Origin of the sequence: Lederbergia panacisoli (genome assembly GCF_024626525.1) — a bacterium.
GTDB classification, from domain to species: Bacteria; Bacillota; Bacilli; order Bacillales; family Bacillaceae_C; genus Lederbergia; species Lederbergia panacisoli.
Genome location: NZ_JANJGU010000002.1, coordinates 186,851 through 200,868, shown reverse-complemented (window position 1 = coordinate 200,868; position 14,018 = coordinate 186,851). Strand labels below are relative to the sequence as shown.

The following is a 14,018-nucleotide window of genomic DNA, read 5'->3' as shown; positions in this document are numbered from 1 at the left end:
ATAGATTGCCTTCCGTATTTTTGGCGGAAGGCTTTTAAAATCCTGTTTTAAATGCTTTATTTATGCTAAAATTCACAAAGGGCATCTTACTAGGAATCGGGGGAAGTATAATGATATATTATGCAATAGCATTATTTTTGATCGCTATTGATCAGCTCACTAAATGGATTATTGTACATAATATGGATTTGGGACAAAGAATTACAGTCATTGATAACATTTTTTATATTACTTCACATCGTAATCAAGGAGCCGCTTGGGGAATATTACAAGGACAAATGTGGTTATTTTATATCATTACTGTCATCGTAATTGCGGCAGTTATTTATTATTTAGAAAAACATGCAAAAGGAAAGCCATTATTTCAGTTGAGTTTGGCTTTTATATTAGGTGGGGCAATCGGGAACTTTTTAGATCGTCTATTTAGAAAAGAAGTAGTCGATTTTCTAGATACTTATATTTTTACGTATGATTTTCCAATTTTCAATATTGCGGATTCCGCGTTAACAATCGGAGTCATTTTAATTTTCATCCAGATGATAAAAGAGGGGCGCGAAGAAAAGGTGAAACCTCATGAACAAAATTGAACATGTAATAGTTGAAGCTGAAAAAGGTGAGCGTCTTGATAAGGTCATTACAGGACTAAACTCTGAATGGTCACGCTCACAAGTTCAGCAATGGATTCGGGACGGGCATATAGACGTAAATGGGGGAAATGAAAAGGCAAATTATAAATGTAACGTGAATGATATAATCGTTATATCAATTCCTGAACCGGAACCTTTGAACGTCGAACCCGAACATATGGAGCTAGATATATATTTTGAAGATGCTGATGTACTTGTTGTCAATAAGCCTAAGGGAATGGTAGTCCATCCTGCTCCAGGTCATTATACCGGAACACTTGTAAATGGAATAATGGCACACTGTAATGACTTATCCGGAATAAATGGGATCATGCGCCCAGGCATCGTACATCGAATTGATAAAGATACTTCAGGATTATTAATGGTCGCAAAAAATGACGCTGCCCATGTTAGTCTTGTTAACCAACTTGTGGAAAAATCTGTTACGCGGAAATACTTTGCACTTGTACACGGTGTGATTCCGCATGATCATGGAACGATTGATGCACCTATCGGAAGAGATAAGGATGATCGTCAAAGTATGACAGTCGTAGATGGTGGAAAACATGCCGTCACTCATTTTAGTGTTCTTGAGAGATTTAGCGACTATACATATGTTGAATGTGTATTAGAGACTGGAAGAACACATCAAATTCGGGTTCATATGAAATATATTGGTTACTCTCTTGTGGGAGATCCTAAATATGGACCTAGAAAAACAATGGATATGGATGGTCAAGTTTTGCATGCTGGAATCCTTGGATTTGTCCACCCTCGGACAAATGAATACATGGAATTTTCCGCACCAATACCTGATTATTTTGGAGAACTTCTAGGAAAATTGCGAGATGGCAATTGACAAAGGTAATTAAAAGTAATATAGTGTTTATAGTTTAATAAGCACCTTTAATTTAGTCCAGAGAGGCTGAGAAGGATACGACCTAATGCTATCGGTAATTTTTAGCCGTGCGCAAATTTGTTTTGGGATTAGTATACCCTCTTGCCTTTTGGCGAGAGGGTTTTTTACTTTGAACAAATAAGAGGTGAAATGTAATGGTACAAAAAACAATTGTCCTAGACGAAAAATCAATTCAAAGAGCACTAACTCGAATTGCTCATGAAATTATCGAACGGAATAAAGGTATCAGTGATTGCATCCTCGTTGGAATAAAAACAAGGGGAATTTATCTTGCGGATAGACTGGCAAAGCGAATTGAAAAAATTGAAGGGCAATCTATTTCGGTCGGGGAACTGGATATCACATTATACCGGGATGACCTGACAACAAAAACAAAAGATGCAGAGCCAGAAGTAAAAGGATCCCACCTTCCAACTAATATCAATAATAAAAGAGTCATTTTAGTTGATGACGTCTTGTATACAGGTAGAACTGTACGGGCCGCAATGGATGCTCTTGTGGACGTCGGAAGACCATCTGCAATACAGCTTGCCGTATTAGTTGACCGAGGCCACAGGGAACTGCCGATACGTGCGGATTTTATCGGAAAAAACATTCCCACTGCAAGTCTTGAAAGAATTGTTGTAGAACTTGCGGAATCGGATGGAAGCGATCAAGTAAGTATTTATAAAAATGAATAATTCCCTTTTAAAAACAGTCCTGTGAGGCTGGCAAAGGGAGGATGCATGGAAGCTAAGTAAAGCTTCTTCTTCACTGTACCCCTCTTTGTCGAATTAGGACATGGAGGGGTTTTTAATTTGATTAATATGGAGGATGAACAAATGAAACAGCATCTTGTGTCAATGAATGATTTATCCACGGAAGAAATAATGGATTTATTGAATTTGGCTGAATCATTTTCAAAAGGTGATCATTGGTCTCCAAATAAGAAAACATTTGCAGCTAATTTATTTTTTGAGCCTAGTACAAGGACAAAGACGAGTTTTGAAGTAGCGGAACGTAGACTTGGTTTGGATGTCATTCCTTTTGAAACAGGGTCCTCCAGCTTGTTAAAGGGTGAATCCTTATATGACACTGTTAAAACATTAGAAGCGATTGGAATCGATGTGGCGGTGATCCGTCATGAAAAAGATCATTATTATGATGAACTAATTAATAAGGTAAACGTTAAAATAATAAACGGCGGAGATGGCTGCGGCCAACACCCAACCCAATCACTTTTGGACTTACATACAATTAAGCAGGAATTTGGAACATTTAATGGGCTTAAAGTGGCGATAGTAGGGGATTTAAGGCATAGCAGAGTGGCAAAATCAAATCGTGATGCTTTAAGAGCCTTAGGTGCTGATGTCGTTTTTTCTGGACCATCAGAGTGGTTTATCGATTCAGATACAGATATTAAATGTAATTTTAATATAGATGAAGTAGTAGAAACAGTTGACGTCTTAATGCTTCTAAGAATCCAACACGAAAGGCATTTCAGTCTTACAGCCATATCGGCCGATCAATATCATCAAAAATTCGGTTTAACTGAAGCTAGAGAAAAAAGAATGAAAAAATCGAGTATTATCATGCATCCGGCCCCGGTAAATAGAAACGTAGAAATCGCAGATAGTTTAGTAGAATGCAGTCGATCAAGAATCTTCAAGCAAATGGAAAATGGTGTGTATATAAGAATGGCTGTATTTAAAAAATTACTAGAACAATAGGAGGGCTACAAAATGAATTGGCTAATAAAAAACGCACGTACCATTAAAGGAACTTTAGAAACAACAGACCTTAGAATAAAGAACGGAAAAATAGCCGAAATCGGTGAAAATCTTGAAAATCTCGGTGAAGAAGAATTCGATGCAACAGGTTTTACGCTAGCACCTGGTTTTGTCGATCTTCACATCCATTTACGTGAACCTGGCGGCGAACATAAAGAGACAATTGAAACGGGTACTCTTGCTGCAGCAAAAGGCGGGTTTACGACAGTAGCAGCAATGCCAAATACAAAGCCTGTACCTGATACCCATGAGCAAATGAGCTGGCTAGTTAATGAATGCAAAGAACGCGGGTCTGTAAAGGTTTTGCCATATGCAGCCATTACGAAAAATCAAGAAGGAAATGAACTTGTTGATTTTGCAGCTCTTAAGGATGCAGGGGCGTTTGCTTTTACAGATGATGGGGTCGGTGTTCAAACAGCAGGCATGATGTATGAAGCAATGAAAAAAGCCGCTGAAGTAAATATGGCAATCGTCGCTCATTGTGAAGATAATTCATTAATATACGGTGGAGCCATTCACGAAGGAGAATATTCGAGGCAATCAGGTATACCTGGTATCCCATCCATTTGTGAGTCTGTTCATATTGCAAGGGATGTTCTTCTAGCTGAAGCCGCTGGTTGCCACTACCATGTATGCCACATCAGTACGAAAGAGTCGGTAAGAGCCGTTAGAGATGCTAAAAGAGCAGGTATACGTGTGACCGCAGAAGTTTCGCCACACCATTTACTTCTTTCAGATGAAGACTTAAATGGTAAAGATACAAACTTTAAAATGAACCCACCTTTAAGAGGACTAGATGATCGTAAAGCTTTAATCGAAGGACTGCTTGATGGAACAATTGATTTTATAGCAACCGATCATGCACCACATACAGCGGAAGAAAAAGCGAAAGGAATGAAATTTGCGCCATTCGGTATCGTTGGTTTAGAAACAGCTTTCCCGCTATTAAATACACATTTTGTCGAAAAAGGCATCTGTACCTTGGAGCAACTCATCGATTGGCTAACAAGCATACCTTCAAAAACCTTTGGGCTAAAAAGTGGAACTTTACAAATCGGTCAGGATGCAGATATAACATTGCTTGACTTAAATCTTGAGAAAGAAATTACACCTGAGAACTTTGCTTCAAAAGGGAAAAATACACCTTTTGGAGGGTGGAAATGCAAAGGGTGGCCGGCCACAACTTTCGTGAATGGCAAATTAATTTGGTCAGAAGGGATTGAAGGATAATGAAACGGAAACTTGTGTTAGAAGATGGAACAGTATTCGTAGGGAAAGCATTCGGCAGCAACGTAGATTCTATTGGAGAGGTTGTTTTCCATACAGGAATGACTGGATATCAAGAAGTAATATCAGATCCGTCTAATTATGGGCAAATCATTACGTTTAGTTATCCATTAATAGGAAATTACGGCATTAACCGCGATGATTTTGAAAGTATACAACCAGGCATTAAAGGGGTCGTCGTTAAAGAAGCAAGTGACTTTCCTTCCAATTGGCGCAGCAATATGTCGCTTGATGAATTTTTATCATTAAAGAATATACCCGGCATTGCGGGAATCGATACTAGAATGCTCACAAGATTAATTAGGGATAAAGGAACGTTAAAGGGTGCGATTTGTACTTTTGAAGAGAATACAGATATGATACTTTCGCGGTTACAGTCCGATTCATTCTCCGATACGCCGGTGAAAAAAGTTTCCGCAACAAAACCTTTTCCAAGCCCCGGACGAGGAAAAAGTGTTGTCGTGGTTGATTTCGGAGTCAAACACGGAATATTACGTGAGTTAACGGAGCGAGGTTGTGATATAAAAGTCGTACCTTATCATACATCGGCGGAAGAAATAAAATCATTAAACCCTGATGGGGTATTGCTTTCCAACGGACCAGGCAATCCGGAGATAATTCAAGAAGTTTGTGAAATGATCCAAGAGATTCAACAATATTTCCCTTTATTTGGAATTGGCCTAGGTCATCAATTATTTGCTCTTGCAAATGGCTGTAACACTGAGAAAATGACTTCTGGACATCGAGGAACAAGTTATCCCGTTAAGGAACTGGAAACAGGAAAAATCATTTTCACATCGCAAAATCATGGATACGAAGTAAGCGAATCATCGATTGATACCAGCATTCTTACAATTACACACAAAGCATTAAACGGAGATTCAGTTGAAGGAATCAAGCATAATCAACATCCAGCATTTTCACTTCAATACGAACCAGAAGCTTCTCCAGGGTCTGAGGATGGAAAAAAAGCATTTGATCAATTCTTAAATATCATGAATGAACAAATTGAAGGGGTGGAGTAACATGCCAAAACGTACTGATATAGAAAGTATTTTAGTCATAGGGTCAGGACCAATCGTAATAGGACAGGCAGCAGAATTTGATTATTCAGGTACGCAAGCATGTCTAGCCTTAAAAGAAGAAGGGTATCGTGTTATCTTAATTAACTCGAACCCCGCCACCATTATGACGGATACTGAAATTGCAGACGCAGTATATATCGAACCAATAACTCTAGAATTTGTATCAAGAATCATCCGTAAAGAAAGACCAGATGCCATCCTGCCAACTTTGGGCGGACAAACGGGATTAAATATGGCAATGCAGCTTGCAAAAGCCGGAGTTTTGGAAGAGTGTGAAGTGGAAATCCTCGGCACGAGGCTATCTGCCATTGAGCAGGCAGAAGACCGTGACCAATTTAGAGAACTGATGAATGCATTAAATGAGCCGGTTCCAGATAGTGATATCGTCCATACGCTGGAAGAGGCGATTGCTTTTACCGAGCAAGTAGGATTCCCAATCATTGTGCGACCTGCCTATACATTGGGCGGTACAGGCGGAGGAATCTGTGAAAATCTTGATGAATTAACGGAAATTGTTTCTAGTGGATTAAAGAACAGTCCAGTTGGCCAATGTTTAATCGAAAAAAGTATTGCAGGATATAAAGAAATAGAATTTGAAGTTATGCGTGACAGTAATGATAATGCCATCGTTGTTTGTAATATGGAAAATGTAGATCCCGTTGGAATTCATACTGGTGACTCTATAGTCGTCGCACCATGCCAAACATTAAGCGATAGAGAAGTTCAAATGATGAGAAATGCATCATTGAAAATTATTCGTGCCCTTGGAATTGAAGGTGGATGCAATGTACAGCTTGCACTAGATCCATATAGCTTTAATTATTATCTAATTGAAGTAAATCCACGTGTGAGTCGTTCCTCCGCACTTGCATCGAAAGCAACTGGCTTCCCGATAGCGAAGCTTGCAGCGAAAATTGCGGCTGGCTATACATTAGATGAAATTATGAACCCTGTCACAGGAAAAACATTTGCATGCTTTGAGCCGGGCATTGACTATGTCGTTACAAAGATTCCAAGATGGCCATTTGATAAATTTGAATCTGCGAATCGCAGGCTTGGAACACAAATGAAGGCGACTGGGGAAGTAATGGCGATAGGACGAACGTTTGAAGAATCATTATTAAAAGCTGTCAGATCGCTAGAGAGTAATGTCTTCCATTTGCAACACCCAGACGGTGGTCATTATACATCCGATTTCTTGCAAAAAAAGATTGAAAAAGCAACAGATGAACGCTTATTTTATATCGGGGATGCGCTAAGACAAGGAATTTCTATCGAAGAAATTCACGAATGGAGCAAAATTGATCTTTTCTTCCTATATAAAATGGAAAAGATTATAAAACTAGAAAACACTATAAGGGAAGAACCATTCAACATTGCACTTGGAAGAAAAGCTAAAGAATACGGTTTTTCAGATAAAACTGTAGCGGCATTATGGGAAGCAGATGAGAAAACAGTATATGAATGGCGTAAAACGAATGGAATCATTCCAGTTTATAAAAAAGTTGACACATGTGCCGGAGAATTTGAATCGGATACTCCATATTTTTACGGAACGTATGAAACTGAAAACGAATCGGTCAAGACTGATAAAAAGAGTGTTGTAGTAATAGGATCCGGTCCAATTAGAATTGGGCAAGGAATTGAATTCGATTATGCGACTGTTCATAGCGTATGGGCGATTCAAGAAGCTGGATATGAAGCGATTATTATTAACAGCAATCCTGAGACTGTATCAACAGATTTCAGCATCTCCGATAAACTTTATTTTGAGCCGCTAACTATTGAAGATGTGATGCATATCATCGATTTAGAGGAGCCAGAAGGTGTTGTCGTTCAATTTGGGGGTCAAACAGCAATAAATCTCGCAGCTGCTTTGGAAGATCGAGGAGTAAAAATTCTCGGAACATCACTTGAAAGCTTAGATCGCGCAGAAAATCGAGATAAGTTTGAAAATGCATTATCAGTACTTGGCATTCCGCAGCCAAAAGGAAAAACAGCATTCTCTGTCGAAGAAGCAGCGAAAATTGCGACAGAAATTGGCTACCCTGTGCTTGTTAGACCATCTTATGTACTCGGTGGTCGTGCGATGGAAATCGTCTATGAGGAGGGTGAACTGCTTCATTATATGGAGAACGCCGTAAAGGTGAATCCTGAACAACCCGTACTCGTCGATCGCTATTTAGTCGGTAAAGAAATTGAAGTAGATGCGATTTCAGATGGAGAAAACGTGCTAATCCCAGGGATTATGGAACATATTGAAAGAGCCGGGGTCCATTCAGGAGACTCGATCGCTGTTTACCCACCGCAAAATATAAGTGAAGAAATGAAAGGAAAAATAGTTGACTATACGATAAGACTTGCAAAGGGTCTCGAGATTGTCGGACTTTTAAACATCCAATATGTCATATCACAAAATGAACTATACGTTATTGAAGTAAATCCTAGATCAAGCCGGACAGTACCATTTTTAAGCAAAATAACCGGGATTCCTATGGCAAATGTAGCGACGAAAGTGATTTTAGGAGAGTCCTTATCATCATTAGGATATGAAACAGGAATTGCACCGGAACAAAAAGGAGTCTATGTGAAAGTACCAGTTTTCTCCTTTGCCAAATTAAGAAGAGTAGATATCACGCTCGGACCTGAAATGAAATCAACAGGTGAAGTAATGGGTAAGGATAAAACGATGGAAAAAGCATTATATAAAGGGCTTGTTGCGTCTGGTATGAACATAAAAACATATGGAACTGTTTTAATAACAGTCGCTGATAAAGATAAAAATGAAGCATTAGAGCTTGCGAAAAGATTTTCCGCCATCGGATACCGCATTATCGCAACGAGCGGAACTGCCGCAGCCATAGAAAAAGCAGGAATAAAAGTTGAAGTCGTCGATAAGATTGGTTCAACTGGTCCGACACTTATTGATGTCATCAGACAAGGAAAAGCACAAATTGTCATCAACACTCTTACAAAAGGAAAGCAACCAGAGCGGGACGGATTTAGAATTAGAAGAGAGTCCGTAGAAAATGGTGTGGCTTGTTTAACATCGTTAGATACCGCAGAAGCAATTCTTGGAGTTCTGGAATCAATGGTCTTCTCTGCAGAGGCGATGGGAAAAGATAAAGAGGCGGTGTATCAATGATACAGCAAGAAAAAATGCTTGTCGTGTCCCAAAACCAAATAGCAAAAGATATATTTGAGCTGACTTTAGAAGGTAGCCTTGTGGATGAAATGGAGAATCCGGGACAATTTGTTCATATTAGAACAAATCCCGGACTCGATCCCCTTTTGCGTAGACCGATTAGTATTGCATCAATTGATAGAGCAAAGAATCAGTTCACTGTTATATATCGAGCCGAAGGGAAAGGGACAAGACTTCTTTCCATGAATGTAGACGGAACTCGGATTGATGTATTAGGTCCGCTGGGAAATGGCTTTCCTACTGATGAAATCCATTCGGGCGAAACAGCCTTGCTAATTGGGGGAGGTATCGGTGTCCCTCCTTTATATGAACTTGCAAAACAATTAAACAAACAAGGTACTAAAACAATTCATATACTCGGTTTTGAAACAGCTGATAAGGCTTTTTATGAAGAAAAATTTAGCGAACTTGGGGAAACTTATATTGCAACAGTTGATGGTTCAATAGGTACACGTGGTTTTGTAACTAATGTTATTGATGACAACGAAATAGATTTTGATGTGCTTTATTCTTGCGGACCTACTCCTATGCTTAAAGCATTGGAAGAACGATATAAAGGAAGAAAAGCGTATCTATCACTTGAACAAAGAATGGGCTGTGGGATCGGAGCTTGCTTTGCATGTGTCTGTCATCTAGCAGATGATCCAACTGGTTCGAAATATGTAAAAATTTGCAGTGATGGCCCTGTTTTTCCAATCGGGAAGGTGGTTTTAACGTGAATCGACTACAGATAGAATTACCTGGCTTGTCACTAAAAAATCCGGTTATGCCAGCATCTGGCTGTTTCGGTTTCGGAAAAGAATATAGTCAGTTTTATGATTTATCCATTCTCGGGGCGATCATGATCAAGGCGACAACATTAGAGCCGAGGTATGGAAACCCAACACCTCGAGTAGCTGAGACGTCAGCTGGAATGTTAAATGCGATTGGCTTGCAAAACCCAGGATTAAATGGAGTTTTGGCAAACGAACTTCCGTGGCTGGAACAATATGATGTTCCCATTATCGCGAATGTAGCTGGATCAGAAACAGAAGATTATGTAGAAGTTGCAGAAAAAATCTCAGTTGCTCCAAATGTGAAAGCTTTAGAATTAAACATCTCTTGCCCGAACGTAAAAAAAGGTGGAATTGCATTTGGAACAATCCCAGGAGTGGCGGCGGAGTTAACGAAACGAGTAAAAGAAGTTTCATCTGTTCCTGTTTATGTAAAGTTATCACCAAATGTTGCAGATATAGTAGGGATGGCTCAAGCTGTAGAAGAAGCAGGAGCAGATGGTCTTACAATGATCAATACATTACTCGGTATGCGGCTTGATAGTAAAACCGGGAAACCAATTTTAGCGAATAAAAGCGGTGGGTTATCGGGTCCGGCTATTAAACCTGTTGCCATCAGAATGATTTACGAAGTAAGCCAGAAAGTAAATATTCCGATTATTGGTATGGGCGGTATCGAATCTACTGATGATATTATCGAATATTTTTATGCTGGGGCTAGTGCAGTGGCTATTGGAACGATGAATTTTACAGATCCATTCATTTGTCCTCGGCTAATTGAAGAACTCCCGAGCAAACTGGACGAACTTCAAGTTACACATATCAGTGAATTAACCGGAAGGAGCTGGAAAACATATGGTACAAAAGCCAATCATTGCTCTTGATTTTCCGGATCGAGAATCTGCCGAACAATTTTTATATCACTTCAAAGATGAACAACTTTTTGTAAAAGTGGGGATGGAGTTATTTTACAGGGAAGGCTCATCCTTCATTAATTGGTTAAAATCTCAAGGACATCATATTTTTCTTGATTTAAAATTACATGATATCCCGAATACCGTTTATAGTGCGATGAAAGTATTGGCTATTCTTGGTGTAGATATGGTCAACGTTCATTCTGCGGGTGGCTATAAAATGATGGAATATGCGTTAAAGGGCTTAAAAGAAGGAACACCAGAAGGAATGAAAAGACCAAAATTGATTGCAGTTACTCAATTGACAAGTACGAGTGAAGAACAAATGCAGCGTGAACAATTGATTGATCGAGAATTAAAGGATTCAGTTTTACATTATGCAAAACTTGCATTTGCAGCTGGTCTTGATGGGGTTGTCTGCTCGGCTCTTGAAGCGGGGGAGATATCAGAAGTAACAAATCAAGAGTTTTTAAAAGTTACTCCTGGGATTCGTATGGTGGGGGATAATTCTCATGATCAGACACGGATTGTGACACCATCGGACGCTAGAAAACTAGGATCTTCCCATATAGTAGTAGGGCGATCCATCACACAAGCTGACGAACCTTTACAAGGATACGAACGGGTAAAACTAGAATGGGAGTTGAGATAAGTGATTTCAGAAAAAATTGCGGAAAAACTATTAGAAATAGAAGCAGTATTTTTACGTCCAAATGATCCATTTATATGGTCTTCTGGCATCAAATCTCCAATCTATTGTGATAATAGAATGACACTATCATATCCAACACTTAGAAAAGAAATAGCAGGTGGACTTGTAGACATAATAAAAAACGAATTTCCGGATGTAGAGTTGATCGCTGGAACAGCAACAGCCGGAATTCCTCATGCAGCATGGGTCAGTGACCTATTAGAATTGCCGATGTGCTACGTAAGATCGTCAGCGAAAAGTCATGGAAAAGGGAACCAAATCGAAGGTAAGATCACAAATGGGCAAAAGGCTGTTGTAGTTGAGGATCTTATTTCAACTGGGGGCAGTGCCATAGCGGCTGCTGAAGCTCTTAGTTCGGCCGGTATTGAAGTTCTAGGCATTGTGTCCATTTTTACATACGAACTGGAAAAAGGCAGACAGCGATTGCACGAAGCAAATGTAAAAGCCGTTTCCTTGACGGACTATAGCAATTTAATAAATGTAGCTTTGAAAAATGGCATAATTGAAGAAAAAGATGTGGCTCTTTTAGAAAGCTTTAGGGAAAATCCTGAAGGTTGGATTAAGTAGGAGAATTGAAGCTCTGTTAAGCTTATATGAAACAAAAATATCACAAACGACTCAAGATATTAGTAAGTTACATTATTTTCATCCTGAATCAAGTATTGAGTCAACATGAAAACCCATTGAGGCATTGAGTCCAGCAAAAACCAATGATGAATATCTCAATCAAGTTGGTTAAGACTAATGTTACAGCAAAAAACCAACGATAACTGCCACAATCACGCAGATTGGGAGTTTATGTAAGACCTAGAGCTTTTAAAAATATTTCTAAATTATTATTAATCAAACAAAAAAACTGTCCTGTTCACGGGACAGTTTTGTACTTCAAATTAAGTTCTCTGCATTTCCTTCACTCTATCCTCATTCGGTGTTACATACACCGTCTGCTGATTGTCGTAAATAACAAATCCAGGTTTAGATCCATTGGGCTTTTTTACATGTCTAATTTTAGTGAAGTCGACCGGTACGGAAGCTGAGTTTTTGGCCTTGCTGAAATAGGCTGCTAACATAGCGGCTTCAAGTATGGTTTCTTCCGTCGGCTCCTTACTGCGGATGACGACATGAGAACCGGGGATATCTTTCGTATGGAACCAGATTTCGTCGCGAGCAGCCAGTTTATTCGTTAAATAATCATTTTGTTTATTATTTTTACCAACGAGAATTTCGCTGCCGTCTGAAGCTTCGTATCGGTCAATAACTGGTTTGGCGTTTGGATTTTTCCTTTGTCCTTTTTTATGCCTTAGCCTTAAGTATCCCTGTTCTGCCAGTTCCTCACGAATTTCTTCAATGTCTCTAGTCGATGCTGATGTAAGTTGTTGCAGCAATCCGTCAAAATAGGCAATTTCATTTTCGGCTTTTCTAATTTGTTCCTCAACAACTTGTACGGAATTTTTCGCTTTTTGATATTTCGTATAATAGCTTTGGGCGTTTTCCGATGGACTTTTTCTCGGATCTAGCACAATGGACATTTGTCCACCGTTTTCATCATAATAATTAATAACGGAAATTTCCTTCATCCCTCTTTTAAGCAGGTGCATATTTGCAGTGAGTAATTCTCCAAGTAATTGATACTCATCTGCTTTTTCTGCAGCTTCCAAAGTCGCTTGCAGTTTTTTCACTTTCGATTCATTCTTATTTTTTTCATTTTTCATCAATCTTTCAAGATCAAACGCTTGCTGCTTCACGCGGTCGCGATCAGCTTTACCAAAATAAAAGCGATCGAGCATTTCGCTTAATGAAGCAAACTGCTTATTCTCTCCTTTTAAATGAGAAAAAAGGAATAAATAAAACTGCTCTTTATCATCCGCAATTGTAATTGCAGGCTCATATTGATGGTCTTTTAACACATCCATGAGGCGAACAAACGTCATTGGAACGGTTTCTCTGTTCGCAAGACCTGCTTTAAAAATCAATTCTTTTGCATAAATAGGTGAAAATCCAGAAAATCGTTCGACTATTTGTTTATCGAGCTTCCCACTATTAAAATCAATTTCTTTTAAGACGTCCTCTTCCGATGAAGAAAACGGATTTACCTTATCCTGATCAGGCGGATAAATATAAGTAGAACCTGGCAAAATTGTTCGATAACTATTTAATGACATTGGAATATGCTTAATGCTGTCGATAATTCTTTCCTTTTCTTTATCAACTAAAACAATATTGCTATGTCTTCCCATAATTTCTATCGTCAATTGTTTATAAGACTCATCACCAAGCTCATCTCGACCACGTATCTCGAAAATAATAATCCGGTCCATGCCAACCTGTTTAATATCTTGTAGAATAGCGCCTTCCAAATGTTTTCTTAAAATCATACAAAACATCGGCGGTTCGTTCGGATTATCAAATGTATCCTCTGTTATTTGCACTCTTGCATAACTTGGATGAGCGGAAAGGAGGAGCTTATGATTCTGTCTTCCGGCTCTTACAACCATTACTAGCTCATTTTTATAAGGCTGATGAATTTTACTAATTCTTCCACCTGTAAGGGTGGTTTTTAGTTCATGTACCATTGCCCGTGTGAAAAAACCATCAAATGGCATTTAAAACATCCTCTTCCTAATTAAAATCGTTCCTTTATATTCCTTTAGCGAAAATTATATCATGAAATAGTAAGACACTGAATAAACTTCCTACTATAATAGGACAACTTCTGTTTGTCGAGGAG

The 14,018-nt window shown here is 38.9% G+C and carries 12 protein-coding genes; 11 read left to right on the top strand and 1 reads right to left on the bottom strand.

Annotated elements, in window-relative coordinates; all coding sequences use genetic code 11:
* Window positions 1–110 precede the first annotated feature (110 nt).
* The 11 genes from lspA to pyrE all read left to right on the top strand — a co-directional run bounded on the left by lspA (window position 111) and on the right by pyrE (window position 11,857).
* On the top strand, window positions 111–587 hold the full coding sequence (gene lspA, locus NQ185_RS03870) for a signal peptidase II (RefSeq protein WP_257580233.1): 477 nt from the start codon (window positions 111–113) through the stop codon (window positions 585–587).
* Window positions 574–1,485, top strand: a complete 912-nt coding sequence (locus NQ185_RS03865; protein WP_257580232.1) for an RluA family pseudouridine synthase — start codon at window positions 574–576, stop codon at window positions 1,483–1,485. The genes lspA and NQ185_RS03865 overlap by 14 nt, the downstream gene beginning before the upstream one ends.
* A gap of 194 nt (window positions 1,486–1,679) precedes the next feature.
* Window positions 1,680–2,225: a bifunctional pyr operon transcriptional regulator/uracil phosphoribosyltransferase PyrR gene (gene pyrR, locus NQ185_RS03860; protein ID WP_257580231.1), complete on the top strand. Its 546-nt coding sequence runs from the start codon at window positions 1,680–1,682 to the stop codon at window positions 2,223–2,225.
* Between the two features lie 126 nt (window positions 2,226–2,351).
* On the top strand, window positions 2,352–3,254 hold the full coding sequence (locus tag NQ185_RS03855) for an aspartate carbamoyltransferase catalytic subunit (protein ID WP_307000194.1): 903 nt from the start codon (window positions 2,352–2,354) through the stop codon (window positions 3,252–3,254).
* 12 nt (window positions 3,255–3,266) lie between these two features.
* Entirely contained in the window at window positions 3,267–4,544 is a 1,278-nt protein-coding gene (gene pyrC / locus NQ185_RS03850) for a dihydroorotase (RefSeq protein WP_257580230.1), read from the top strand.
* Window positions 4,544–5,626 carry a carbamoyl phosphate synthase small subunit gene (locus NQ185_RS03845; RefSeq protein WP_257580229.1) on the top strand — a complete coding sequence of 361 codons (1,083 nt, stop codon included), beginning with the start codon at window positions 4,544–4,546 and terminating at the stop codon, window positions 5,624–5,626. The genes pyrC and NQ185_RS03845 overlap by 1 nt, the downstream gene beginning before the upstream one ends.
* Before the next feature lies 1 nt (window position 5,627).
* Window positions 5,628–8,831: a carbamoyl-phosphate synthase large subunit gene (gene carB, locus NQ185_RS03840; RefSeq protein ID WP_257580228.1), complete on the top strand. Its 3,204-nt coding sequence runs from the start codon at window positions 5,628–5,630 to the stop codon at window positions 8,829–8,831.
* Window positions 8,828–9,610, top strand: a complete 783-nt coding sequence (locus NQ185_RS03835; RefSeq protein ID WP_257580227.1) for a dihydroorotate dehydrogenase electron transfer subunit — start codon at window positions 8,828–8,830, stop codon at window positions 9,608–9,610. The genes carB and NQ185_RS03835 overlap by 4 nt, the downstream gene beginning before the upstream one ends.
* Window positions 9,607–10,548, top strand: coding sequence for a dihydroorotate dehydrogenase (locus NQ185_RS03830; RefSeq protein WP_257580226.1), 942 nt, complete (start codon window positions 9,607–9,609; stop codon window positions 10,546–10,548). Before NQ185_RS03835 ends, NQ185_RS03830 begins: the two co-directional genes overlap by 4 nt.
* On the top strand, window positions 10,520–11,230 hold the full coding sequence (gene pyrF / locus NQ185_RS03825) for an orotidine-5'-phosphate decarboxylase (RefSeq protein WP_257580225.1): 711 nt from the start codon (window positions 10,520–10,522) through the stop codon (window positions 11,228–11,230). Before NQ185_RS03830 ends, pyrF begins: the two co-directional genes overlap by 29 nt.
* A gap of 3 nt (window positions 11,231–11,233) precedes the next feature.
* Window positions 11,234–11,857 (top strand): orotate phosphoribosyltransferase, encoded by a 624-nt coding sequence (gene pyrE, locus NQ185_RS03820; RefSeq protein WP_257580602.1) that lies wholly within the window; start codon window positions 11,234–11,236, stop codon window positions 11,855–11,857.
* Window positions 11,858–12,180: 323 nt separating this feature from the next.
* Here pyrE and NQ185_RS03815 read toward each other — a convergent pair whose 3' ends face one another.
* Window positions 12,181–13,893 (bottom strand): Rqc2 family fibronectin-binding protein, encoded by a 1,713-nt coding sequence (locus NQ185_RS03815; protein ID WP_257580224.1) that lies wholly within the window; start codon window positions 13,891–13,893, stop codon window positions 12,181–12,183.
* Between the last annotated feature and the right edge of the window lie 125 nt (window positions 13,894–14,018).